Below are 24,537 nucleotides of genomic sequence, written 5' to 3' on the forward strand. Positions count from 1 at the left end.
ACTAAATTGACTGAATAGCAGGCAGGACAATGGTAGATCAAGCGCAGGAAACCACCGACTTTGGCTTTCGTACTGTAGCAAGAGACGAGAAGCAGGCCATGGTGGCAAACGTTTTTCACTCTGTAGCGGCAAAGTATGACGTGATGAACGACCTGATGTCGTTTGGTATTCACCGGATCTGGAAGCGTTTTACCATTGATTGCAGCGGTGTACGCCGTGGTCAGCGTGTGCTGGATCTGGCTGGGGGAACGGGCGATCTGGCTGCCAAGTTCTCGCGTATGGTTGGGGAACAGGGGCAGGTAGTACTGGCGGATATCAATGACTCGATGCTGAAAATGGGGCGCGAAAAACTGCGCGATCATGGCATCGTGGGCAATATCAGTTATGTGCAGGCAAATGCCGAGGCCCTACCGTTCCCTGATAACTATTTTGACTGCATTACCATTTCTTTTGGCCTGCGTAACGTTACCGATAAAGACAAAGCACTGCGCTCTATGTTCCGCGTGCTCAAGCCGGGTGGCCGTCTACTGGTGCTGGAGTTCTCCAAACCGTTAATGGAACCGCTGAGTAAAGCTTACGACGCCTATTCCTTCCACGTGCTGCCTAAAATTGGTGAGCTGGTGGTCAAAGATCCGGACAGCTATCGCTATCTGGCTGAGTCTATCCGTATGCATCCCGACCAGGAAACGCTTAAAGGGATGATGAGCGCGGCTGGTTTCGAAAGCGTCACCTATTTCAATCTGACCGGTGGTATCGTCGCATTACACCGGGGCTACAAGTTCTGATGATGGAAATGCCGATGCTGCTAACCCCGTTACTGACCGGTGTGCTGGAAACCTCGCTCAATAATCTGCTGTTTCGCGACCGCAGCATGAAATCTGTGCGCCAACGGTTGGTAGGTAAGGTGCTGCGAATTGAACTGCAGGAACTTGCCACGCCTTTGGTGTTGATCTTCAGTGAACAGCGCGTGGATGTGCTTGGGCAGTCCGAGGACAAAGCAGATTGCACCTTGCAAACCGGTGTATCGTCTCTAATGAAATTGCGCGATCGTCAGCAGCTTTCGCCGATGATGCGCAGTGGTGAACTGATCGTCGAAGGCGATATTCAGGTGTTGCAGCAGTTAGTGGCGCTGCTCGATCTGGCAGAGTGGGATCCGGCAGAGTGGCTGGCGCCTTACTTCGGCGATATTGCAGCGCAAGGGATCGGTCAGATCGCCAGTAAAGGTCTCAGGTTGGTAAAGTCAGGTTTGCATAGCCAACAACGCTATGTGGCGGAGACGTTGACTGAAGAGTGGCGAATGGCACCTGGGCCACTTGAAGTGGTGTGGTTTAACGAAGAAGTTGATGCTGCTGCCCGCAGTGCCGATGTGTTGCTTGCCCGTATGGACAAGTTGGAGGGCAAGCGATGACCCCTGGTGAAATCTGTCGTTTCTATCTGATCGTCAGCGTTTTTCTCAGCTACGGCCTGGATGAACTGATCCCCAAGATGCGTTTGACGCTGCCGCTGCGTTTTGGCCGCCGTTTGCTATTCTGGATGCCGAATCGCCATAAAGACAAACCGTTAGGCGAGCGCCTGCGCCTGGCTCTGCAGGAATTGGGGCCGGTGTGGATCAAGTTTGGCCAGATGATGTCGACACGCCGCGATCTTTTTCCCCCGCATATTGCCGATCAACTGATGCTGTTGCAGGATCGGGTTGCCCCGTTTGATGGTGCATTGGCGCGCAAACATATCGAACTGGCGATGGGCGGGCCGTTGGAAACCTGGTTTGATGATTTTGAACCGCAGGCGCTGGCGTCGGCTTCAATCGCTCAGGTGCATACCGCACTGCTGAAAAGCACCGGACAGGAAGTGGTTTTGAAGGTGATCCGCCCGGATATTGTGCCGATTATCAAGGCTGACGTACGTCTGATGTACCGCTTGGCGGGTTGGGTGCCAAAACTGATGCCCGATGGCCGCCGTCTGCGTCCGCGTGAAGTGGTTCGCGAGTACGAGAAAACCCTGCTTGATGAACTGAATCTGCTGCGCGAAGCGGCAAATGCCATTCAGCTACGCCGCAATTTCGATGGCAGCCCAATGCTCTATGTTCCCGAAGTTTACTCTGATTACTGCCGTGAAAGCGTGCTGGTCATGGAGCGGATTTACGGTATCCCAGTGTCGGATATTGAGGCCCTTGAAAAACAGGGGACCAATATGAAACTGTTGGCAGAGCGTGGGGTACAGGTGTTCTTTACCCAGGTATTCCGCGACAGCTTCTTCCATGCGGATATGCACCCTGGCAATATCTTTGTCAGCTTCGAGCACCCGGAAGATCCCTGTTACATCGGTATTGATTGTGGCATCGTTGGTTCTCTGAACAAGGAAGACAAGCGTTATCTCGCGGAGAACTTTATCGCCTTCTTTAACCGCGATTACCGTAAAGTGGCTGAGCTGCATGTCGATTCCGGTTGGGTGCCGCGCGATACCAATGTGGAAGATTTTGAGTTTGCCATTCGTACCGTCTGCGAGCCGATTTTTGAAAAACCGTTGGCGGAGATTTCGTTTGGCTACGTGTTGTTGAATCTGTTCAATACTGCGCGTCGCTTCAACATGGAAGTGCAGCCGCAGTTGGTTTTATTGCAGAAGACCTTGCTGTATGTTGAAGGTCTAGGCCGTCAGTTGTACCCTCAACTGGATTTATGGACCACGGCAAAGCCATTCCTTGAGAGTTGGATGCGGGATCAGGTTGGTATTCCGGCGGTGATCCGCGCACTGAAAGAAAAAGCGCCATACTGGGCAGAGAAACTGCCTGAATTACCTGAATTGTTTTATGACAGCCTGCAGCAGCATAAGCTTTTGCAGCAAAGCGTGGACAAGCTGACTGGGCAGATGCAGGCACAACGTCTTCGCCAGGGGCAATCACGCTACCTGTTCGGGGTTGGCGCTACGCTGCTGATAAGTGGTACGATTTTGCTGCTGGGGGGCGTGGACGATTTGCCTGCCTGGTTTATGGCTGCAGGCGTCGTTGCCTGGGTTATCGGTTGGAAACGCACCGCTTGAATTTACTCGTCATACTTCAAGCTGCATGGGTGTTGGCTGCGTCCGCTCTCGGGCTTGCCGCCTTCATGCAACTCGAATTATTTTAGAGTATAAATGGATTAACCCGGTTAAAGACTGCTGCTGCTGCGACCGGAAATTTAGCAAGTTGTTGCGCATAATGCTGCAACTTGGAGTGTGTCGGGTATAATGCGGCAACGTAAAATGACCCCTTAATGTAGAGGTAAATGGAATGGGTGGTATTAGTATTTGGCAATTATTGATCATCGCAGTGATCGTGGTGCTGCTGTTTGGTACCAATAAACTCCGCACGTTGGGTTCCGATCTCGGTGCATCAATCAAAGGTTTTAAAAAAGCGATCGGTGATGACACTACTCCGCCGACCAACACAACAGAGAAAACCAGCAATGATGCTGACTTTGCGGCCAAGCCTATCACCGATAAGCAGCCGGAAGTGAAAACGGAAGAGTCAAAGAACAAAGAGCAGGTATAAACCGTGTTTGACATTGGGTTTGGTGAACTGCTGCTGGTGATGGTGATCGGCCTGGTGGTGCTCGGGCCAGAACGATTACCAGTGGCGGTCAAAACTGTTGCAGGCTGGATCAGAGCATTACGTTCTCTGGCTAGTTCGGTGCAGAATGAGCTTTCACAGGAATTAAAACTGCAGGAACTGCAGGACAGCCTGAAGAAGGTTGAAAAGGCTGGCTTGCAGAATTTGACACCAGAGCTCAAAGCGTCGATGGATGAGTTGAAGGAAGCTGCGGAATCGCTGAAGCATTCTTATCACGTTGATGATAAGCCGTCTAATACGATCCACAATCCGCAGGCTACCGATCCTGAAGCCTTCCACGACGACGTGGCCCATGCCGATGCTGCAATTCCCACCCCAGTTACCGCCGCGCGGCCTGAACCCGTTATGAAACCTGTGGCAGTAGCAAAAACGGCGGATCAAGCACCCGTTGCTAAAGTGGAACAAGCCCCTGCAATGCAGGCCATTCAAGAGCCTGTGGCGGAAAAACCCCCTGAGTCTCAACAACCTAGTGGCGAACGTTAAAACATGGCCGTTGAAGATACCCAACCGCTTATCAGTCATTTGATCGAACTGCGTAAGCGGCTGTTGAATTCGATCATCAGCGTACTGGTGATCTTTATCGTGTTGGTATTTTTCGCCAACGATATCTATCAGTTGGTGTCCGCGCCACTGATCAAGCAGTTACCTAGCGGGGCGAGCATGATTGCCACTGATGTGGCCTCACCGTTCTTTACCCCGATCAAGTTGACGATGATGGTTTCGGTGATTGTTGCTGCACCGGTTATCCTCTATCAGCTCTGGGCCTTTATTGCCCCTGCGTTATACCAGCATGAACGCCGCCTGATGATGCCGCTTCTGGTATCCAGCAGCCTGCTGTTTTATCTGGGAATGGCCTTTGCCTACTTTATTGTGTTTCCCCTGGCGTTTGGCTTTTTCGCCAAGACCGCGCCTGCTGGCGTGCTGATTGCGACGGATATCAGCAATTACCTCAATTTTGTCATGGCGCTCTTTATGGCGTTTGGCGTGGCTTTTGAAGTCCCGGTGGCCATTATTCTGCTGTGCTGGAGCGGTGTCACCACCCCTGAAGATCTGAGAAAGAAACGCCCGTATGTGCTGGTCGGCGCTTTCGTTGTGGGTATGTTGTTGACGCCACCAGATGTCTTCTCGCAAACCCTGTTAGCGATCCCAATGTACCTGCTGTTTGAGGTCGGAGTATTCTGTGCCCGCTTCTACGTTGGGAAACGGCGAAAGCCAGCCGAAGAAGAGGAAGGCGAAGAGCCACCAGCATCTTGATACCAAGCCGCCCGATGGGCGGTTTTTGCTTTGGAAAAAACTATGTTTGATATCGGCGTTAATCTCACCAGCACACAATTTGGCAAAGATGCGCAGCAGGTGGTCGAGCGCGCTTGCGCCGCTGGCGTGACGGGGATCCTGATCACCGGCACCAATGCCCAGCAAAGCGAGGCTGCCAGCCATTTGGCGCGGCAAAACGCCGGTTTTTGCTGGTCTACCGCCGGTGTACACCCACATGATGCCAGCAGTTGGTGTGACGATGTGGCACAACACATTCACCAGCTTGCAGTAAGGCAAGAGGTTGTGGCAATAGGCGAGTGTGGGTTGGACTTCAACCGTAACTTCTCAACGCCGGCGCAGCAGGAAAAGGCCTTCAGTGACCAGTTAGCGCTGGCCGCTGAGCTCAATCTGCCCGTATTCCTGCATTGCCGTGAGGCACACGCACGTTTTGCTGCGCTGCTGGCACCGTGGTTGGATAAACTGCCCGCCGCTGTGGTGCACTGCTTTACGGGTACTGCCGAAGAATTGCAAGGTTGTCTGGCGTTAGGATTGTCGATCGGCATTACCGGCTGGGTCTGTGATGAACGCCGTGGCCTTCAATTACGTGCCTTATTACCGCAAATTCCTATTGATCGGCTGCTGCTGGAAACCGATGCCCCTTATCTGTTGCCCCGGGATTTACATCCAAAACCTGCATCTCGTCGCAACGAACCCTGTTTTCTGCCCCACATTGTCCGGCAGGTTGCTGCCTGGCGCGGGGAAGAGCCTGAGTGGCTGGGCAAGAAAACTGATGAGAATGCCCGCCGGCTGTTCCGGCTGGTCTGAGTTAGGAGAACACTATGAGCTATGCATTTCCGGGTACTTTCCCTGGTCGCCGTATGCGTCGCGTGCGTCGTCATGATTTCAGCCGTCGTTTGGTGGCGGAGAATCAACTGACGGTGAACGACCTGATTTATCCGGTATTTGTCATGGAGGGTAGCAACCGTCAGGAAGCCGTTTCATCCATGCCGGGCATATCACGCATGACTATCGATCTGCTGATTAAAGAAGCTGAGGTTATCGCCAAACTCGGCGTTCCAGTGATCTCTTTATTCCCGGTGATTGAACCCAGTTTGAAATCGCTGCATGCGGAAGAAGCCTATAACCCCGATGGCTTGGTACAACGTACCGTGCGAGCGCTAAAAGCTGCAGTACCTGAATTGGGTGTGTTAACCGATGTGGCCCTCGATCCGTATACCACGCACGGTCAGGACGGAGTGATCGACGAGCACGGTTACGTAATCAACGATGTCAGCAAAGAAATTCTGGTGCGACAGGCGCTTTCTCATGCTGAAGCCGGAGCAGAGATTGTGGCTCCCAGCGACATGATGGATGGCCGTGTCGGTGCTATCCGCGAGGGCTTGGAGCAGATTGGCATGGTAAATACCCAGATCATGGCGTATTCCGCGAAGTACGCCTCCTGTTACTACGGTCCATTCCGCGATGCATTGGGTTCATCAGGTAACCTGAAGGGGGGCAATAAGAAAACCTACCAGATGGACCCGGCTAACAGCGACGAAGCGCTGCAGGAAATTGCCCAGGACCTGCAGGAGGGCGCCGATATGGTGATGGTCAAGCCAGGAATGCCGTATCTGGACGTCGTTCGGCGTGTGAAAGATACCTTCGGCGTACCCACTTTCGCTTATCAGGTTTCTGGCGAATACGCGATGCATATGGCGGCGTTTCAGAATGGCTGGTTGCAGGAACAACCGGCAGTGATGGAGTCGCTGTTGTGCTTTAAGCGTGCCGGCGCGGATGGGGTTCTGACTTACTTTGCCAAACGCGTAGCCCAGTGGCTGCACGATGACGCAATGCGTCGTTAATCTGTAGCATGCAAAACAGGCACCCGAGGGTGCCTGTTGACGTTATAACTTCTGGAATTGTCGGTTATCAATACTCTGGTTGACCTGCTTGTTGATCAGGTTAAGCAGCAGCATGGAACGGGCCTCGCCGTCAGGCTCGGTATAGATTGCTTGCAAACCTTCGAATACCCCGTCGATTATCAGCACGGTATCACCAGGCTGTGGTGTTTCCGGATCGACATAATGCCCATTATTGTGCGCCTGCAAGTCTTGGATGACCTGCAAAGGTATCTGTGTCGGTAATGCACCAAAACGCACAAAGTGGCTGACACCACGGGTGGCGCTGATGGTTGTGGTGTGAATACGTTCAGGATCGAACTCCACAAACAGGTAATTGGGGAATAATGGCTCACTGACCAATGTACGCTTACCGCGAACGATCTTTTCCAAGGTGATAATTGGGCTCAGGCAGTTGACCTCTTGCCTGACCAGGTGTTCCTGCGCCCGTAAGAGCTGACCGCGCTTACAATAAAGTAAATACCAAGATTCCATAGTTTCACATGCCTTTCTGTCAGCCGGTAAGCATACCAAAAGCCACTACGGATACCTAGTGAAGCAGTTTTTTCATGTGTTGCTGGTACAATCTGCTTCAGGTCTTTAGCTGTGGTAATGCTGTAAGCCCAAGAGTCGGCTATCAAGGCTGACACCAAGAGTACAACGGGTTAATGGGATCACGCTATGAACGGGGTTCGCGGACAATAAATTGAAACGTAGGGGCACAATCTCATTCCCTTCGTTCAGCATAAAGTCACACAATTATCTGCCCCAATCAGGTATAACAATAGGCCTGAAAATTGCCACTGTCACAGTATGGTAAGCGAAAAACTGTTCGATGTGACGTCATTATCATTTCTGAACCGAGGAAAAACCATGGAACTATTTCTGCTGAGTAACGGCAAACTATCCGGTGAGGCGGAACTGCTGGGTTATGCCAAAAGCCAGCTGTTAGCTATGATTGAACGCCGTAAAATCACTTCTGCCGTATTAATTCCTTATGCGTTGATCCGCAGTGATTACGACCAGCGTGCACAGGACTTAGCACAAACGTTGGGCATCAAGGTTACCAGTATTCACCATGCCGAATCACCGGCAGAGGCGATTGCGCAGGCCGAGTGCATTCTGATCAGTGGGGGAAATACCTGGATGCTGAATCAGATGCTGCATGAAAAAGGTTTGATTGTGCCGATCCAGCGTGCGGTACGTGAACGCCAAGTGCCCTACATAGGTTGGAGTGCGGGTTGCAACGTAGCGACGCCAAGTATTCGCACCACTAACGATATGCCGGTACGTAACAGCGTCGTGTTACCTGCACTGGGGCTATTCCCGTTGCAGATTAACCCGCACTATATCGATGCCCACATTAGCGGCCACATGGGGGAAACCCGCGATGAGCGCTTAGCTGAGTTTTGCGCGGTTAACCCCAGTGAATCGGTGGTGGCGCTGCGTGAGGGTAGTCTGCTGCATGTCAGTGGTAACGAGCTGCATTACTTCAGTGCCAAACAGCAGGGCTTCAAGGTGTTCCGCCACGGTGTTGAAACGCAGGAGTATCACGATACCTTGGCGTTACGCCCGTTAGTGCCGTTTACCTGCCACTGAGGTGCGGATCTACAGTCTGCATTCATTTAATTATGATTGGCTGGCTCTGGTGATTTCTGCCAGCCATCAGGATTTTGATTATCGAAATCAGTTAAAATTGAAGCAGGGGATGACCTGCATCATTGTGGTGACAACCCAAAGCTGCAGGGGTAAAGTTGGCTGACGCAGCGAGAGTCTGTTAATCTAGCCGGCAGTGGCGAAATGCCTTAAAATCAGGCAGTTAAATAAATGTGGGTTAAAGTGAGGATTTCCGCACTCACGTATTTAAATCTACTATAAATCAATGGTGTAATGGCCTGCATGAAATACCGTGACCTACGCGACTTCCTCTCGTTGCTGGAAAAGAGAGGCGAATTAAAACGCATCAGCCAGCCGATTGATCCCTATCTGGAAATGACAGAAATCGCCGATCGCACGTTACGCGCGGGTGGCCCGGCGCTGTTGTTCGAAAATCCGAAAGGCTATGACATGCCGGTGCTCTGTAACCTGTTCGGCACGCCTAAACGCGTGGCGATGGGAATGGGGCAGGAGGAGGTCAGTGCGTTGCGTGAAGTCGGCAAACTGCTGGCGTTTCTCAAGGAGCCAGAGCCGCCAAAAGGCTTCCGCGATCTGTTTGATAAAATGCCTAAATTCAAGCAAGTGATGAATATGTCAACCAAGGTACTGGGCTCGGCCCCTTGCCAGGAGCAGGTATGGCAGGGGGATGATGTCGATCTTGGGCGTATTCCGGTAATGCATTGCTGGCCTGAAGATGCTGCACCACTGGTTACCTGGGGGCTAACCGTTACGCGTGGCCCGCATAAAGAACGCCAGAATCTGGGTATCTATCGCCAGCAGGTGTTGGGTAAAAACAAGCTGATTATGCGTTGGCTGTCACATCGTGGAGGCGCGCTCGATTATCTGGAGTGGTGCCAGACTCACCCTGGGGAACGCTTCCCGGTGGCTGTCGCGCTGGGAGCCGATCCAGCTACTATTCTGGGGGCGGTGACGCCAGTACCGGATAACCTTTCTGAATACGCTTTTGCCGGGCTTCTGCGCGGTAACAAAACCGAAGTGGTTAAATGCCTTTCAAACGATCTCGAAGTTCCAGCGAGCGCGGAAATTGTGCTGGAAGGTTATATCGAACCAGGGGAAATGGCGCCTGAAGGCCCTTATGGTGACCATACCGGGTATTACAATGAAGTCGATAACTTCCCGGTATTTACCGTTACCCATATTACCCAGCGGCGTGACGCTATTTATCACTCTACATATACTGGCCGTCCGCCGGATGAGCCAGCGGTTTTAGGCGTGGCACTGAACGAAGTACTGGTGCCAATCCTGCAAAAGCAGTTCCCGGAAATCGTCGATTTCTACTTGCCGCCGGAGGGGTGCTCTTACCGTTTAGCGGTAGTTACCATCAAAAAACAGTACGCAGGGCATGCAAAACGCGTAATGATGGGAGTCTGGTCTTTCCTACGCCAATTTATGTATACCAAATTTGTTATTGTATGCGATGACGATGTAAATGCGCGTGATTGGAAGGATGTGATTTGGGCGATCACTACCAGGATGGATCCGGCAAGGGACACCGTGTTGGTAGAGAATACGCCGATTGATTATCTTGACTTCGCTTCACCTGTTTCCGGTCTTGGGTCGAAGATGGGGCTGGATGCGACTAATAAATGGCCAGGGGAAACCCAGCGCGAGTGGGGCCGTCCTATTCAGATGGATGATAAGGTGCGTGCGCGCATTGATGAAATCTGGGATGAACTTGCCATATTCAGTGACAGAGAACCGACGCTTTAGAGCCAGTATTTGTTCTCAGTCTTGCATTGATGACCCGACAGAGGGAACGCATGACAACATTGAGCTGTAAAGTGACCTCCGTAGAGGCCATTACCGATACCGTTTACCGAGTACGCCTGGTGCCAGAGGCATCGTTTTCGTTCAAAGCAGGGCAATACCTGATGGTAGTGATGGACGAGCGTGACAAGCGCCCGTTCTCTCTTGCTTCAACGCCGATGCAGCAGGACTATATCGAGTTACATATTGGTGCTTCCGAGCTGAACCTGTATGCGATGGCCGTGATGGATCGCGTGCTGAAGGAGCAGGCTATTACCGTGGATATTCCGCACGGCGATGCCTGGCTGCGGGAAGAAAGCCGCCGTCCTTTGGTACTGATCGCAGGTGGTACCGGGTTCTCTTATGTTCGCTCCATTCTGCTGACGGCTTTAGAACAGCAGCCGGAACGCGATATTTCCATCTATTGGGGTGGGCGTGAACTGAAACATCTTTATGATCTCAGCGAGTTGGAGGCCATCTCGCTGCAGTACCCTAATCTGAAGGTGATCCCGGTAGTTGAGCAGCCGGAAAACGACTGGCGTGGCCGTAGCGGTACGGTATTAAGTGCAGTGTTGCAGGATTTTGGTTCGCTAGCGGAGCACGATATTTATATCGCTGGCCGTTTTGAAATGGCGAAAATTGCCCGCGAGCGCTTCTGTGCGGAGCGTGGTGCTTTGGAGGCTCATATGTTTGGTGATGCCTTCTCGTTTATCTGATCGGCAGTACAGCGGGGTGACCAGGTGTTGCCCCGTTTTTATTTGTATCAGTATGGATTTAAAAATAAAAAACCCGCCCCTGACAGGCGGGAAGTACGGCAACTAAACACTTTTAATGCCCTGAAAGGCATCTAATCAGACACTGCTAAACACGTTCAAATACTGTAGCAATCCCTTGTCCCAAACCAATACACATGGTCGCCAGGCCGAACTGCACGTCTCGACGCTCCATATTGTTCAGCAACGTTGTGGAGATGCGGGAACCCGAACAGCCTAATGGGTGACCCAGAGCAATTGCCCCACCGTTAAGGTTGACCTTATTGTCCATGGTTTCCAGTAACCCCAAATCTTTGATGCAAGGGAGGGACTGGGCTGCAAAAGCTTCATTCAATTCGAACAGGTCAATGTCCTGTAAACTCAGACCTGCGCGTTTTAACGCCAGCTTGCTGGCAGGTACCGGACCATAACCCATGATCGAAGGATCGCACCCCACAACCGCCATTGAACGGATGCGGGCGCGGGCTTTCAGACCGAGCGCTTTGGCACGCGATTCGCTCATGATCAACATGGCAGAAGCGCCGTCTGACAGCGCGGAAGAACTCCCCGCCGTTACGGTTCCACTCGCCGGATCGAACGCTGGGCGCAACGCAGCCAGGCTGGCAACGGTGGTTTCCGGACGGATCACTTCATCATAGTCGTAACGTGTCAGTACACCGTCGGCGTCGTGGCCAGTGGTGGGGATGATTTCATTCTTGAAATAACCCGCCAGCGTTGCGGCATGCGCCCGCTGATGTGAACGTGCAGCGAACTCATCCTGCATTTCTCTGCTGATGTTATGCATTCTGGCCAGCATCTCTGCGGTCAACCCCATCATTCCGGCCGCTTTCGCCACGGTGCGGCTCAAACCAGGGTGAAAATCTACACCGTGGTTCATCGGTACGTGACCCATATGTTCCACGCCGCCAATCAGGCTGATTTGTGCGTCACCGACCATGATCGCGCGAGCGGCATCGTGCAGTGCCTGCATTGATGAACCGCAAAGACGGTTAACCGTCACCGCAGGGACGCTATGTGGGATCTCCGCCAGCAGTGAAGCGTTACGGGCAATGTTAAAGCCCTGCTCCAGCGTTTGCTGCACGCATCCCCAGTAAATGTCATCAATTTCAGCGGCATTCACTGCCGGGTTACGGCTTAACACGGCACGCATCAGGTGAGCAGAAAGATCTTCGGCACGTACCTGACGGAAAGCCCCACCTTTTGAGCGCCCCATTGGCGTACGTACGGCATCAACAATAACTACGTTTTCCATCTTTATGACCTCATGCCGGTTGGCCAGTGGTGATATCAGACAGCGCTGCCGTCACCACCGGATAGTAGCTTTCATTACGTTCCGCCTTGGCACGCAGACCGGCAGGTACCTGATACAGTGCGCCCAGATGGGCATAACGCTGTGCTATTTCAACGTAATTAGCCGTGCCGAGCGTATCCAGGTAACGGAATGCACCACCATGGAATGGAGGGAAACCGATGCCATACACCAGCGCCATATCAGCTTCAGCCGGGCTGGCGATGATACCTTCTTCCAAACAGCGCACCACTTCGTTGATCATCGGGATCATCATACGGGCGATGATCTCTTCGGTGCTGATGGTTTGCGCTGGCTGGCAGACTTCCGCCAATAGAGCAACGGTCTGCTCATCGTTATCTTTACGTGGCTTGCCTTTACTGTCTTGGCTATAGCGATAGAAACCTAACTGATTTTTTTGGCCGAAGCGCTTTTGCTCGAACATGATGTCGATAGCATCGCGATAATCTTTACCCATTCGTTCAGGGAAACCGGTAGCCATGACCTCCTGGGCGTGGTGAGCAGTATCAATACCCACGACATCTAGCAGATAAGCCGGGCCCATTGGCCAGCCAAATTGCTTTTCCATCACTTTGTCGATCTGCCGGAAATCGGCACCATCTCGCAGCAGTAAACTGAAACCGGAAAAGTACGGGAACAGTACGCGGTTAACAAAGAAACCGGGGCAATCGTTGACCACAATTGGCGTTTTGCCCATGCGAGTGGCGTAAGCGACAACGGCAGCAATGGTGCTATCGCTGGTTTGTTCACCACGAATTATTTCCACCAACGGCATGCGATGTACTGGGTTGAAGAAGTGCATCCCGCAGAAGTTCTGTGGCCGTTTCAATGACTTCGCCAGATGAGTAATCGGGATCGTTGAAGTGTTTGAGGCCAAAACGGTATTCTCGCCAACCAACCCTTCTACTTCAGACAATACGGCTGCTTTCACTTTCGGGTTTTCTACTACTGCTTCAACGATCAATTGGGCGCGCTCAATACCGGCATAATTCAGTGTCGGCTGAATAGTTGATAGCACCTGAGCCATCTGTAAACCGTCCAGCTTGCCGCGCTCCAATTGTTTATTCAGCAACTTTGCCGCTTCACCCATGCCAAGTGTCAACGAGGCGTCACTGATATCTTTCATGATCACCGGAACGCCTTTCAGCGCAGACTGATAGGCGATACCGCCTCCCATAATCCCGGCACCCAGCACGGCCGCTTGTTTAGGCGCTTCAACACCCTTCGCCAACTTTTTCGCTTGGCTTTTCACGAACTGATCGTTGAGAAAAATACCGACCAGAGCGCGAGCTTCGTTTGAGCGAGCCAAGGGAACAAAACTGGCTGTTTCCAGCTGCAATGCGGCGTCGCGGCCCAACTTGGCGGCAGCCTCGATGGTTTTCACTGCGGTCATCGGCGCAGGATAGTGCTTCCCAGCGGTTTGCAGCACCATGCCTTTAGCTGTGGTGAAACTCATCGCAGCTTCTACTGGGCTGAGTTTTAGCGGTTCCAGCTTCGGTTGACGGTAGGCACGCCAGTCAAGCTGCCCATCGATCGCTTGATGCAGGATTTTCAGTGCAGCTTCTACCAGTTTCTCTGGCGCGACCACTGCGTCTACCAAACCAACTTTTAGTGCGTCTTTAGCTCCGATATCTTTCCCGGCGGCGATGATCTCCAGCGCACTGTCATTACCCAGCAGACGCGGCAAGCGAACGGAACCGCCAAAGCCTGGCATGATGCCAAGCTTGGTTTCGGGCAAACCGATACGCGCATCTGGAGAAGCGACACGGAAATCGGTTGCCAGAATGCATTCACAACCGCCACCTAATGCATAGCCATTAATAGCTGCAATGGTTGGCACCGGAAGGTCTTCCAGGCGGTTAAATATTGAGTTGGCAAACACTAGCCACTCGTGCAGCTTTTCGGCAGGCGCGGCAAATAGCGAGAGAAACTCGGTAATATCGGCACCCACAATGAATGCGCTCTTGGAGGAGCGTAACAACAGACCTTTTAGTGCTGCCTGCTTTTCAAGCACGTCGAGTGCAGCTCCCAGGCTGGCAACGGTGCTGGTATCCAGCTTGTTTATCGGGCCTGGAGCATTGAACACCAACTCGGCAATACCGTTTTCTAGCCAGTGTACTTGTAGTGTTTCGCCTTGGTAGAGCATGTCTATCTCCTGAATCAGCGCATATGATCTGGTATGACCAGATGATGAGGAGTGTGGTTTTTATGTTAACAATTTGCAAATTATAGATTGCATATTTGCAAACTTGATCACAGGGCGAACGGTTAACTAACTAATAAAAATAAAATTTATTTTTTATCATAGATCTTGGCGTTCAACAGTATTATCCCCTTGCCGCTAAAATGTTTAGCTGTTTTTCGGATGTTTGCGAAGTGCGCCGCAAGCAAGAATCGATGGGGTTGGAGCGTAGAATCAGTGTGCTAAGATGGCACCCTTCGTTCTGAGGGTATTAAGGGTACTGTGATGGAAACGCTGGCTTCTTTGTATAACGACCACCTGGCTACGCTGCAAAAACGGGCGCGTGAAGTCCTGGATCGCAATAAACTTGATGCGTTGCTGATCCATTCCGGAGAGCTGCAGCGCGTCTTTCTGGATGACCATCACTATCCATTTAAAGTGAATGCCAACTTCAAAGCGTGGGTGCCCGTCACTTCTGTGCCGAATTGCTGGCTGTGGGTGGACGGTGTCAGTAAACCCAAGCTGTGGTTCTATTCCCCAGTGGATTACTGGCATAGCGTGGAGCCATTACCGAAAAGTTTCTGGACCCAGTCTATTGAGCTGCTGCCATTGAGCAATCCGGATGATATTGCCAGCCAGCTACCAGCGCTGCGTGAGCGTGTAGGTTACATTGGCTATGCGCAGCAGCGTGCGCTTTCTCTCGGGATCAGTGCCGAGAATATCAACCCGCAGGGGGTGCTCAATTACCTCGATTTTCATCGTTCGATCAAAACCGGCTATGAATTGGCCTGTATGCGTGAAGCGCAGAAAACTGCCGTACTAGGGCATCGTGCTGCCCATGAAGCTTTCCAGTCCGGTATGAGTGAATTCGACATCAACCTGGCTTATCTGACAGCAACCGGCCATCGTGATACGGATGTGCCTTATAGCAACATAGTGGCGCTGAACGAACATGCGGCAGTGCTGCATTACACTAAACTGGATAATCAGCCGCCGTCTGAATTCCGTAGTTTCCTGATAGATGCTGGTGCGGAATACAATGGCTACGCTGCTGATCTTACCCGGACTTATGCTAAGCAAGGTGATGATGCTTTCGCACACTTGGTGAAAGACCTCAATGATGAACAATTGGCTTTGATTGGTACGATGAAAGCTGGAGTGCGTTACACCGATTATCATCTCCAGATGCACCAGCGGCTTGCCAAGCTTTTGAAAAAACACAAACTGGTAAGTGGTATCAGCGAGGAAGCAATGGTGGAGCAAGGTGTCACCTGCCCATTCCTGCCCCACGGGCTAGGCCATCCGCTTGGGTTGCAGGTGCATGACGTTGCCGGATTTATGCAAGACGAGACAGGCACTCATCTGGCAGCCCCAGCAAAGTATCCTTTCCTGCGTTGCACCCGGGTCTTGCAACCTGGGATGGTATTGACCATTGAACCAGGCCTTTATTTCATAGAATCCCTCCTGGCACCGTGGCGTACAGGTGAACTCAGCAAACATTTTGCATGGGATCGTATCGACGCACTGAAACCTTATGGTGGCATTCGTATCGAAGATAACATCGTGGTTCATGAGAAGCGCATCGAGAATATGACGCGTGATCTGAATCTGGCCTGATGCAACCTTACCCAGTCCCTGTCGCGGCAATCAGCGTCAGTGAGGAAATCAAGAAAAGCCGTTTCATCACCCTGCTGGTGCCTACCTGCGGGGTGGATGCGGCTAAGGCTTTTATCCGGCAAGTGCGAGCAGAACATCCAACGGCCCGGCACCATTGTTGGGCTTTTGTTGCCGGTCCACCGGGTGATTCGCAGCAACTTGGGTTCTCTGATGACGGTGAACCTTCGGGGACAGCAGGTAAGCCTATACTTGCTCAATTGGCAGGTAGTGGCATTGGCGAAATAACTGCCGTTGTTGTGCGTTACTATGGTGGTATCAAGCTGGGCACTGGCGGCTTGGTGAAAGCTTACGGCAGTGGTGTACAGCAAGCGTTGAAACAACTGACCGTCAGCTACAAGGTGCCGCAGGTTGAATACAATTTACTATGCGACTATGCCCAGTTGGCCGTGGTAGAGAATTTACTGCAACAGAATGAAGGGCGAATTGTGCATGGGGAATATGGTGCTGCCGTTATGCTGCGCTTGGCTTTACCGGCATCGGGGGTTGAGGCATTTGAAAGTAAACTACGTGATCAAAGTCGCGGAAATTTGCAATTAATCCCTATATCGCAATAATTCCCACCAACTGAATTGCTAAGGATCGTGCTGAAATGCATTTTCGCGCCATAACCCGCATTGTGGGTCTGCTGGTCATCCTGTTTTCCGGGACCATGTTTATTCCCGGTCTGGTGGCATTGATATACCGTGACGGAGCTGGCAGGGCATTTAGCCAGACCTTCTTTGTGGCAGTTACGATTGGTTTGATACTGTGGTGGCCAAATCGTAAGCAAAAACACGAATTAAAGCCGCGTGAGGGTTTTCTGATCGTAGTGCTGTTCTGGACGGTGTTGGGCAGCGTAGGGGCATTGCCCTTCCTGTTTGCTGAGCGCCCCAGTCTCTCTCTAACGGATGCCTTCTTTGAGTCTTTCTCCGGTTTAACCACCACCGGTGCCACAACGCTGGTTGGGCTGGACTCTCTACCTAAAGCGATTCTGTTCTATCGCCAGATGTTGCAGTGGATGGGGGGCATGGGGATCATTGTTCTGGCAGTTGCCATTCTGCCCATCCTCGGTGTTGGTGGAATGCAGTTATATAGGGCGGAGATGCCTGGCCCACTGAAAGACAACAAGATGCGACCGCGTATTGCAGAAACGGCTAAAACCTTGTGGCTGATCTATGTCTTACTGACGGTTGCCTGTGCGCTGGCGCTCTGGGGGGCAGGCATGTCGGCGTTTGATGCTATTGGTCATAGTTTTGCAACCATCGCCATCGGTGGGTTTTCCACTCATGATGCCAGCATTGGCTACTTCGCCAGTCCAACCATTAATACTATTGTTGCCATTTTTCTGTTGATTTCTGGTTGTAACTACGGTCTTCATTTTGCATTGCTGAGTGGGCGAAGTTTGAAAGTGTATTGGCGAGATCCAGAATTCCGGATGTTCATTGCTGTGCAGTTCACTCTGGTGCTGGTGTGTAGCGTGATACTGTGGTGGAACGGCGTGTATAAAAGTGGGATGGAAACCATCAATCAGGCTTTCTTCCAAGTCGTATCTATGGCGACAACCGCCGGTTTCACTACCGACAGTTTTTCGAAATGGCCCCTGTTCTTGCCTATGCTGCTGCTTTGCTCCGCATTTATAGGTGGTTGTGCAGGCTCTACCGGTGGTGGTCTAAAAGTGATCCGTATCCTGTTACTGTATCTGCAGGGAACGCGTGAGTTGAAACGGTTGGTACACCCGAATGCGGTTTACACCATTAAACTAGGTAGGCGTGCGCTGCCCGAACGTATCCTTGAAGCCGTGTGGGGATTCTTCTCTGCTTATGCTCTGGTATTTATCGTTAGTATGTTGGCTATCATTGCCACCGGTGTTGATGACTTTTCTGCCTTTGCTGCAGTAACGGCCACGCTCAATAACTTGGGGCCAGGTCTTGGTGTTGTCGCTGATAACTTCACTACCATGCCACCACCTGCAAAGTGGATATTGGTATTGACCATGCTGTTTGGTCGCTTGGAAGTCTTTACGCTGCTGGTTCTTTTTACGCCAACCTTCTGGCGTGAGTGAATCTATCAAAGGAGTAACGCCATGAAGGCACTGATTCTCTATTCGAGCCGCGACGGACAAACTCGCGCTATTGCTTCTTATATAGCTAACAAATTGCAGGACACTCTGAATTTTGACGTTCTCGATCTGCAGCAGGTAGATACTGTAGAGTTGGCTCAATATCAGCAGGTACTAATAGGTGCCTCTGTTCGTTACGGCCATTTCCCCCCTGCATTGATGAGGTTTGTTAAGCGCCATGCTGCGCAACTGAATCAAATGCCAAGTGCATTTTTTGCCGTTAATCTGACTGCGCGTAAACCTGAGAAACGTTCGCCACAAACCAATGTCTACACCCGCAAGTTCTTGCTGTCGTCGCCTTGGCAACCAAAACAGTGCGCCGTGTTTGCTGGTGCGTTGCGTTATCCACGCTATCGCTGGTTTGACCGTATTATGATCCGTTTCATTATGAAGATGACTGGTGGAGAGACTGATACCAGCAAAGAAGTTGAATATACAGATTGGCAGCAGGTGGACCGCTTCGCCCAGGATTTAAGCCGGTTCTAGTACGAAAAGTGACAAAAACGCTGCCTTGTGCAGCGTTTTGCTGAAAAAAGCCGCGCTTGAAAAGTTTTTTGAAATTAGGGGTTGCGGCGTTCTCAGAACTCCCTATAATGCGCCTCCACTGACCGGGAACAACGACTGACAAGTCGCCCAGCCAGGAAGCAGCAAGCCGGTGAAAACACCACTTCTTAATAAGAAAAAGGCTTGACTCTTCAGCGGGAAAGCGTATTATCTGCCTCCCGCGTTACCGAGAAACATAACGGTAACCGACGCTCTTTAACAATTTATCAGACAATCTGTGTGGGCACTCACAAGACGATATCCAGCTGCTTCGGCAGCAAAAAAATATCAAGTCTTGAAGAGTGACCAAGCAGTAATTCATGCGAATGAATTATTACGAAAGTTAATTTTCGAGCATCGCTGCACGAGTTGCAGCAAATCAAGCTTTTAATTGAAGAGTTTGATCATGGCTCAGATTGAACGCTGGCGGCAGGCCTAACACATGCAAGTCGAGCGGCAGCGGAAAGTAGCTTGCTACTTTGCCGGCGAGCGGCGGACGGGTGAGTAATGTCTGGGAAACTGCCTGATGGAGGGGGATAACTACTGGAAACGGTGGCTAATACCGCATAACGTCTTCGGACCAAAGTGGGGGACCTTCGGGCCTCACACCATCGGATGTGCCCAGATGGGATTAGCTAGTAGGTGGGGTAATGGCTCACCTAGGCGACGATCCCTAGCTGGTCTGAGAGGATGACCAGCCACACTGGAACTGAGACACGGTCCAGACTCCTACGGGAGGCAGCAGTGGGGAATATTGCACAATGGGCGCAAGCCTGATGCAGCCATGCCGCGTGTGTGAAGAAGGCCTTCGGGTTGTAAAGCACTTTCAGCGAGGAGGAAGGGTTTGGTGTTAATAGCACCATTCATTGACGTTACTCGCAGAAGAAGCACCGGCTAACTCCGTGCCAGCAGCCGCGGTAATACGGAGGGTGCAAGCGTTAATCGGAATTACTGGGCGTAAAGCGCACGCAGGCGGTTTGTTAAGTCAGATGTGAAATCCCCGAGCTTAACTTGGGAACTGCATTTGAAACTGGCAAGCTAGAGTCTTGTAGAGGGGGGTAGAATTCCAGGTGTAGCGGTGAAATGCGTAGAGATCTGGAGGAATACCGGTGGCGAAGGCGGCCCCCTGGACAAAGACTGACGCTCAGGTGCGAAAGCGTGGGGAGCAAACAGGATTAGATACCCTGGTAGTCCACGCTGTAAACGATGTCGACTTGGAGGTTGTGCCCTTGAGGCGTGGCTTCCGGAGCTAACGCGTTAAGTCGACCGCCTGGGGAGTACGGCCGCAAGGTTAAAACTCAAATGAATTGACGGGGGCCCGCACAAGCGGTGGAGCATGTGGTTTAATTCGATGCAACGCGAAGAACCTTACCTACTCTTGACATCCACGGAATTTGCTAGAGATAGCTTAGTGCCTTCGGGAACCGTGAGACAGGTGCTGCATGGCTGTCGTCAGCTCGTGTTGTGAAATGTTGGGTTAAGTCCCGCAACGAGCGCAACCCTTATCCTTTGTTGCCAGCACGTGATGGTGGGAACTCAAAGGAGACTGCCGGTGATAAACCGGAGGAAGGTGGGGATGACGTCAAGTCATCATGGCCCTTACGAGTAGGGCTACACACGTGCTACAATGGCATATACAAAGAGAAGCGACCTCGCGAGAGCAAGCGGACCTCATAAAGTATGTCGTAGTCCGGATCGGAGTCTGCAACTCGACTCCGTGAAGTCGGAATCGCTAGTAATCGTAGATCAGAATGCTACGGTGAATACGTTCCCGGGCCTTGTACACACCGCCCGTCACACCATGGGAGTGGGTTGCAAAAGAAGTAGGTAGCTTAACCTTCGGGAGGGCGCTTACCACTTTGTGATTCATGACTGGGGTGAAGTCGTAACAAGGTAACCGTAGGGGAACCTGCGGTTGGATCACCTCCTTACCTAAAGATATGCAGTTGAGTGCAGTGTCCACACAGATTGTCTGATGAAAAGTAATGAGCAAAAAACCTGTGGTATGGGTGGTTAAGTGCTGTGCGGTTTGTGGCTGTCAAGTGCAGTGACAAACCACAATGGCGCTCGATTTTTCTTGAAAAATCTCACCTTTACCCGAAATTATCGGATCACTGATCCGATAAGCGAATTTCGGGTCCCCATCGTCTAGAGGCCTAGGACACTGCCCTTTCACGGCTGTAACAGGGGTTCGAATCCCCTTGGGGACGCCAATCCGATAATGAGTGAAAGACATTATCACCGAATATCTTAAAGATGACTTCCAAGTCATGTTTAAGATATTGCTCTTTAACAATCTGGAACAAGCTGAAAATTGAAACCTGACAGCTGAAACTTATCTCTCCGTAGAACTATTGAGATAAGAACTAACCTGTCAGAGAGTCTCTCAAATGTTTACAGCACGAAGTGCGTCGAAAGACACCTTCGGGTTGTGAGGTTAAGTGACTAAGCGTACACGGTGGATGCCTAGGCAGTCAGAGGCGATGAAGGGCGTGCTAATCTGCGATAAGTGTCGGTAAGCTGATATGAAGCGTTACAACCGGCAATACCCGAATGGGGAAACCCAGTGCAATTCGTTGCACTATCGTTAAGTGAATACATAGCTTAACGAGGCGAACCGGGGGAACTGAAACATCTAAGTACCCCGAGGAAAAGAAATCAACCGAGATTCCCCCAGTAGCGGCGAGCGAACGGGGAACAGCCCAGAACCTGAATCAGGGTGTGTGTTAGTGGAAGCGTCTGGAAAGTCGCGCAGTAAAGGGTGATAGCCCCGTACACTAAAATGCACATCCTGTGAGTTCGATGAGTAGGGCGGGACACGTGACATCCTGTCTGAATATGGGGGGACCATCCTCCAAGGCTAAATACTCCTGACTGACCGATAGTGAACCAGTACCGTGAGGGAAAGGCGAAAAGAACCCCGGCGAGGGGAGTGAAATAGAACCTGAAACCGTGTACGTACAAGCAGTGGGAGCCTTCTTAATGGGGGTGACTGCGTACCTTTTGTATAATGGGTCAGCGACTTATATTTTGTAGCAAGGTTAACCGTATAGGGGAGCCGTAGGGAAACCGAGTCTTAACTGGGCGAATAGTTGCAAGGTATAGACCCGAAACCCGGTGATCTAGCCATGGGCAGGTTGAAGGTTGGGTAACACTAACTGGAGGACCGAACCGACTAATGTTGAAAAATTAGCGGATGACTTGTGGCTGGGGGTGAAAGGCCAATCAAACCGGGAGATAGCTGGTTCTCCCCGAAAGCTATTTAGGTAGCGCCTCGTGAACTCATCTTCGGGGGTAGAGCACTGTTTCGGCTAGGGGGCCATCCCGGCTTACCAACCCGATGCAAACTCCGAATACCGAAGAATGTTATCACGGGAGACACACGGCGGGTGCTAACGTCCGTCGTGAAGAGGGAAACAACCCAGACCGCCAGCTAAGGTCCCAAAGTCATGGTTAAGTGGGAAACGATGTGGGAAGGCATAGACAGCCAGGATGTTGGCTTAGAAGCAGCCATCATTTAAAGAAAGCGTAATAGCTCACTGGTCGAGTCGGCCTGCGCGGAAGATGTAACGGGGCTAAACCATGCACCGAAGCTGCGGCAGCGACGCTTAGGCGTTGTTGGGTAGGGGAGCGTTCTGTAAGCCGTTGAAGGTGGACTGTGAGGTCTGCTGGAGGTATCAGAAGTGCGAATGCTGACATAAGTAACGATAAAGCGGGTGAAAAGCCCGCTCGCCGGAAGACCAAGGGTTCCTGTCCAACGTTAATCGGGGCAGGGTGAGTCGACCCCTAAGGCGAGGCCGAAAGGCGTAGTCGATGGGAAACAGGTTAATATTCCTGTACTCGGTGTTACTGCGAAGGGGGGACGGAGAAGGCTAGGCTAGCCGGGCGACGGTTGTCCCGGTTTAAGCGTGTAGGGGGTGTGACCTGGTAAATCCGGTTGCATATCAACCCTGAGGCGTGATGACGAGTCACTACGGTGGCGAAGTGGTTGATGCCAAGCTTCCAGGAAAAGCCTCTAAGCATCAGGTAACATCAAATCGTACCCCAAACCGACACAGGTGGTCAGGTAGAGAATACTCAGGCGCTTGAGAGAACTCGGGTGAAGGAACTAGGCAAAATGGTGCCGTAACTTCGGGAGAAGGCACGCTGGCGCGTAGGTGAAGAGACTTGCTCTCGGAGCTGAAGCCAGTCGCAGATACCAGCTGGCTGCAACTGTTTAATAAAAACACAGCACTGTGCAAACACGAAAGTGGACGTATACGGTGTGACGCCTGCCCGGTGCTGGAAGGTTAATTGATGGGGTTAGCGGCAACGCGAAGCTCTTGATCGAAGCCCCAGTAAACGGCGGCCGTAACTATAACGGTCCTAAGGTAGCGAAATTCCTTGTCGGGTAAGTTCCGACCTGCACGAATGGCGTAATGATGGCCAGGCTGTCTCCACCCGAGACTCAGTGAAATTGAACTCGCTGTGAAGATGCAGTGTACCCGCGGCAAGACGGAAAGACCCCGTGAACCTTTACTATAGCTTGACACTGAACATTGAGCCTTGATGTGTAGGATAGGTGGGAGGCTTTGAAGTGTGGACGCCAGTCTGCATGGAGCCAACCTTGAAATACCACCCTTTAATGTTTGATGTTCTAACTCGGCCCCGTAATCCGGGGTGAGGACAGTGTCTGGTGGGTAGTTTGACTGGGGCGGTCTCCTCCCAAAGAGTAACGGAGGAGCACGAAGGTTAGCTAATCACGGTCGGACATCGTGAGGTTAGTGCAAAGGCATAAGCTAGCTTGACTGCGAGAGTGACGGCTCGAGCAGGTACGAAAGTAGGTCTTAGTGATCCGGTGGTTCTGAATGGAAGGGCCATCGCTCAACGGATAAAAGGTACTCCGGGGATAACAGGCTGATACCGCCCAAGAGTTCATATCGACGGCGGTGTTTGGCACCTCGATGTCGGCTCATCACATCCTGGGGCTGAAGTAGGTCCCAAGGGTATGGCTGTTCGCCATTTAAAGTGGTACGCGAGCTGGGTTTAGAACGTCGTGAGACAGTTCGGTCCCTATCTGCCGTGGGCGTTGGAAGATTGAGAGGGGTTGCTCCTAGTACGAGAGGACCGGAGTGAACGCACCACTGGTGTTCGGGTTGTCATGCCAATGGCACTGCCCGGTAGCTAAGTGCGGAAAAGATAAGCGCTGAAAGCATCTAAGCGCGAAACTTGCCTCGAGATGAGTCTTCCCTGGGCCTTTAAGGTCCCTGAAGGAACGTTTAAGACTAAGACGTTGATAGGCTGGGTGTGTAAGTGCAGCGATGCATTGAGCTAACCAGTACTAATGATCCGTGAGGCTTAACCTTACAACACCGAAGGTGTTTTGGATTTGAGAGAGAAAGATTTTCAGCGAAGTTCCTAGATTGGTTCTGATGGCTGCGCGCGATTGAGCGTGAAGCGGTTGGAATGAAACGAATTTGCCTGGCGGCCATAGCGCGGTGGTCCCACCTGATCCCATGCCGAACTCAGAAGTGAAACGCCGTAGCGCCGATGGTAGTGTGGGGTCTCCCCATGCGAGAGTAGGACACTGCCAGGCATCAAACAAAGTCGAAAGCCTCATGCGAAAGCATGAGGCTTTTTGCTTTATGAAAATAAACTTAGACTCATAATCTTCTCTATTAGTTCATCCCTCTTATTCTCAGATTTTACATTAGCTATTTACTTCCGGTGAATAATTAAATACAGCTAAGTTAATTAGCAATAATATTCATAAAATTTTTAGCTTGTGGTCACAATC

18 protein-coding genes, 1 tRNA gene and 3 rRNA genes are annotated in these 24,537 nt (G+C 51.6%); 19 read left to right on the forward strand and 3 right to left on the reverse strand.

Annotation, left to right across the window (positions count from 1 at the left end):
- The first annotated feature begins 29 nt into the window (after positions 1–29).
- The 8 genes from ubiE (at position 30) to hemB (ending at position 6,720) form a co-directional block, all read left to right on the forward strand.
- Complete coding sequence (gene ubiE, locus SAQUA_RS01515) at positions 30–785, forward strand: bifunctional demethylmenaquinone methyltransferase/2-methoxy-6-polyprenyl-1,4-benzoquinol methylase UbiE (protein ID WP_380673669.1); 756 nt, start codon at positions 30–32, stop codon at positions 783–785.
- Between the two features lie 14 nt (positions 786–799).
- The gene (locus tag SAQUA_RS01520; protein WP_380673668.1) at positions 800–1,408 is read left to right on the forward strand and encodes an SCP2 domain-containing protein; all 609 of its coding nucleotides are present in this window, start codon (positions 800–802) and stop codon (positions 1,406–1,408) included.
- On the forward strand, positions 1,405–3,036 hold the full coding sequence (gene ubiB / locus SAQUA_RS01525) for a ubiquinone biosynthesis regulatory protein kinase UbiB (protein ID WP_380673667.1): 1,632 nt from the start codon (positions 1,405–1,407) through the stop codon (positions 3,034–3,036). The genes SAQUA_RS01520 and ubiB overlap by 4 nt, the downstream gene beginning before the upstream one ends.
- 229 nt (positions 3,037–3,265) lie before the next feature.
- Positions 3,266–3,526 (forward strand): Sec-independent protein translocase subunit TatA, encoded by a 261-nt coding sequence (tatA, locus tag SAQUA_RS01530; RefSeq protein WP_380673666.1) that lies wholly within the window; start codon positions 3,266–3,268, stop codon positions 3,524–3,526.
- A gap of 3 nt (positions 3,527–3,529) precedes the next feature.
- Positions 3,530–4,087, forward strand: coding sequence for a Sec-independent protein translocase protein TatB (gene tatB, locus SAQUA_RS01535; RefSeq protein ID WP_380673665.1), 558 nt, complete (start codon positions 3,530–3,532; stop codon positions 4,085–4,087).
- A 3-nt stretch (positions 4,088–4,090) separates the two neighbouring features.
- Positions 4,091–4,858 carry a Sec-independent protein translocase subunit TatC gene (tatC, locus tag SAQUA_RS01540; protein WP_380673664.1) on the forward strand — a complete coding sequence of 256 codons (768 nt, stop codon included), beginning with the start codon at positions 4,091–4,093 and terminating at the stop codon, positions 4,856–4,858.
- Between the two features lie 42 nt (positions 4,859–4,900).
- On the forward strand, positions 4,901–5,683 hold the full coding sequence (gene tatD / locus SAQUA_RS01545) for a 3'-5' ssDNA/RNA exonuclease TatD (RefSeq protein ID WP_380673663.1): 783 nt from the start codon (positions 4,901–4,903) through the stop codon (positions 5,681–5,683).
- Between the two features lie 14 nt (positions 5,684–5,697).
- Positions 5,698–6,720, forward strand: a complete 1,023-nt coding sequence (gene hemB, locus SAQUA_RS01550) for a porphobilinogen synthase (protein WP_380673662.1) — start codon at positions 5,698–5,700, stop codon at positions 6,718–6,720.
- Between the two features lie 42 nt (positions 6,721–6,762).
- Here the strand turns inward: hemB and rfaH are convergent, their stop codons facing one another.
- Positions 6,763–7,251 (reverse strand): transcription/translation regulatory transformer protein RfaH, encoded by a 489-nt coding sequence (rfaH, locus tag SAQUA_RS01555; protein ID WP_380673661.1) that lies wholly within the window; start codon positions 7,249–7,251, stop codon positions 6,763–6,765.
- A gap of 378 nt (positions 7,252–7,629) precedes the next feature.
- On the opposite strand from rfaH, the gene pepE reads away from it, so the two are divergent.
- The 3 genes from pepE (at position 7,630) to fre (ending at position 10,895) form a co-directional block, all read left to right on the forward strand.
- Positions 7,630–8,355 (forward strand): dipeptidase PepE, encoded by a 726-nt coding sequence (gene pepE, locus SAQUA_RS01560; protein WP_380673660.1) that lies wholly within the window; start codon positions 7,630–7,632, stop codon positions 8,353–8,355.
- Between the two features lie 291 nt (positions 8,356–8,646).
- Positions 8,647–10,143 (forward strand): 4-hydroxy-3-polyprenylbenzoate decarboxylase, encoded by a 1,497-nt coding sequence (ubiD, locus tag SAQUA_RS01565; protein ID WP_380673659.1) that lies wholly within the window; start codon positions 8,647–8,649, stop codon positions 10,141–10,143.
- 50 nt (positions 10,144–10,193) lie between these two features.
- Positions 10,194–10,895 (forward strand): NAD(P)H-flavin reductase, encoded by a 702-nt coding sequence (fre, locus tag SAQUA_RS01570; RefSeq protein ID WP_380673658.1) that lies wholly within the window; start codon positions 10,194–10,196, stop codon positions 10,893–10,895.
- A 145-nt stretch (positions 10,896–11,040) separates the two neighbouring features.
- Here the strand turns inward: fre and fadA are convergent, their stop codons facing one another.
- Positions 11,041–12,204, reverse strand: coding sequence for an acetyl-CoA C-acyltransferase FadA (gene fadA, locus SAQUA_RS01575; RefSeq protein ID WP_380673657.1), 1,164 nt, complete (start codon positions 12,202–12,204; stop codon positions 11,041–11,043).
- Positions 12,205–12,214: 10 nt separating this feature from the next.
- A complete protein-coding gene (fadB, locus tag SAQUA_RS01580; protein ID WP_380673656.1) occupies positions 12,215–14,407 on the reverse strand; it encodes a fatty acid oxidation complex subunit alpha FadB in 2,193 nt (730 codons plus the stop codon).
- 321 nt (positions 14,408–14,728) lie between these two features.
- Between fadB and pepQ the strand changes: the two genes are divergently transcribed.
- The 8 genes from pepQ to rrf all read left to right on the forward strand — a co-directional run bounded on the left by pepQ (position 14,729) and on the right by rrf (position 24,336).
- Positions 14,729–16,060 (forward strand): Xaa-Pro dipeptidase, encoded by a 1,332-nt coding sequence (gene pepQ / locus SAQUA_RS01585; RefSeq protein WP_380673655.1) that lies wholly within the window; start codon positions 14,729–14,731, stop codon positions 16,058–16,060.
- Positions 16,060–16,674 (forward strand): IMPACT family protein, encoded by a 615-nt coding sequence (locus SAQUA_RS01590; protein ID WP_380673654.1) that lies wholly within the window; start codon positions 16,060–16,062, stop codon positions 16,672–16,674. The genes pepQ and SAQUA_RS01590 overlap by 1 nt, the downstream gene beginning before the upstream one ends.
- Before the next feature lie 35 nt (positions 16,675–16,709).
- Entirely contained in the window at positions 16,710–18,161 is a 1,452-nt protein-coding gene (trkH, locus tag SAQUA_RS01595) for a Trk system potassium transporter TrkH (RefSeq protein ID WP_380673653.1), read from the forward strand.
- A 21-nt stretch (positions 18,162–18,182) separates the two neighbouring features.
- Positions 18,183–18,704 carry a menaquinone-dependent protoporphyrinogen IX dehydrogenase gene (gene hemG, locus SAQUA_RS01600; protein ID WP_380673652.1) on the forward strand — a complete coding sequence of 174 codons (522 nt, stop codon included), beginning with the start codon at positions 18,183–18,185 and terminating at the stop codon, positions 18,702–18,704.
- Between the two features lie 445 nt (positions 18,705–19,149).
- Positions 19,150–20,692: ribosomal RNA gene (locus SAQUA_RS01605) — 16S ribosomal RNA — on the forward strand.
- Positions 20,693–20,898: 206 nt separating this feature from the next.
- Positions 20,899–20,974 (forward strand) — tRNA-Glu (locus tag SAQUA_RS01610).
- A 222-nt stretch (positions 20,975–21,196) separates the two neighbouring features.
- Positions 21,197–24,106, forward strand: a 23S ribosomal RNA gene (locus SAQUA_RS01615).
- 114 nt (positions 24,107–24,220) lie between these two features.
- Positions 24,221–24,336: ribosomal RNA gene (gene rrf, locus SAQUA_RS01620) — 5S ribosomal RNA — on the forward strand.
- Together the 16S, 23S and 5S rRNA genes with 1 tRNA gene alongside form the textbook arrangement of a ribosomal RNA operon.
- Positions 24,337–24,537 lie beyond the last annotated feature (201 nt).

The organism is Serratia aquatilis (genome assembly GCF_044865145.1).
GTDB lineage: Bacteria > Pseudomonadota > Gammaproteobacteria > Enterobacterales > Enterobacteriaceae > Chania > Chania aquatilis.

Coding starts and splice junctions, on each gene's coding strand:
- ubiB (WP_380673667.1), top strand. CDS start 1,405: ATGACCCCTGGTGAAATCTGTCGTTTCTATCTGATCGTCAGCGTTTTT.
- fadB (WP_380673656.1), bottom strand. CDS start 14,407: ATGCTCTACCAAGGCGAAACACTACAAGTACACTGGCTAGAAAACGGT.
- hemG (WP_380673652.1), top strand. CDS start 18,183: ATGAAGGCACTGATTCTCTATTCGAGCCGCGACGGACAAACTCGCGCT.
- fadA (WP_380673657.1), bottom strand. CDS start 12,204: ATGGAAAACGTAGTTATTGTTGATGCCGTACGTACGCCAATGGGGCGC.
- SAQUA_RS01590 (WP_380673654.1), top strand. CDS start 16,060: ATGCAACCTTACCCAGTCCCTGTCGCGGCAATCAGCGTCAGTGAGGAA.
- ubiD (WP_380673659.1), top strand. CDS start 8,647: ATGGCCTGCATGAAATACCGTGACCTACGCGACTTCCTCTCGTTGCTG.
- pepQ (WP_380673655.1), top strand. CDS start 14,729: ATGGAAACGCTGGCTTCTTTGTATAACGACCACCTGGCTACGCTGCAA.
- trkH (WP_380673653.1), top strand. CDS start 16,710: ATGCATTTTCGCGCCATAACCCGCATTGTGGGTCTGCTGGTCATCCTG.
- hemB (WP_380673662.1), top strand. CDS start 5,698: ATGAGCTATGCATTTCCGGGTACTTTCCCTGGTCGCCGTATGCGTCGC.
- pepE (WP_380673660.1), top strand. CDS start 7,630: ATGGAACTATTTCTGCTGAGTAACGGCAAACTATCCGGTGAGGCGGAA.
- fre (WP_380673658.1), top strand. CDS start 10,194: ATGACAACATTGAGCTGTAAAGTGACCTCCGTAGAGGCCATTACCGAT.
- tatA (WP_380673666.1), top strand. CDS start 3,266: ATGGGTGGTATTAGTATTTGGCAATTATTGATCATCGCAGTGATCGTG.
- tatC (WP_380673664.1), top strand. CDS start 4,091: ATGGCCGTTGAAGATACCCAACCGCTTATCAGTCATTTGATCGAACTG.
- tatD (WP_380673663.1), top strand. CDS start 4,901: ATGTTTGATATCGGCGTTAATCTCACCAGCACACAATTTGGCAAAGAT.
- SAQUA_RS01520 (WP_380673668.1), top strand. CDS start 800: ATGCTGCTAACCCCGTTACTGACCGGTGTGCTGGAAACCTCGCTCAAT.
- rfaH (WP_380673661.1), bottom strand. CDS start 7,251: ATGGAATCTTGGTATTTACTTTATTGTAAGCGCGGTCAGCTCTTACGG.
- ubiE (WP_380673669.1), top strand. CDS start 30: ATGGTAGATCAAGCGCAGGAAACCACCGACTTTGGCTTTCGTACTGTA.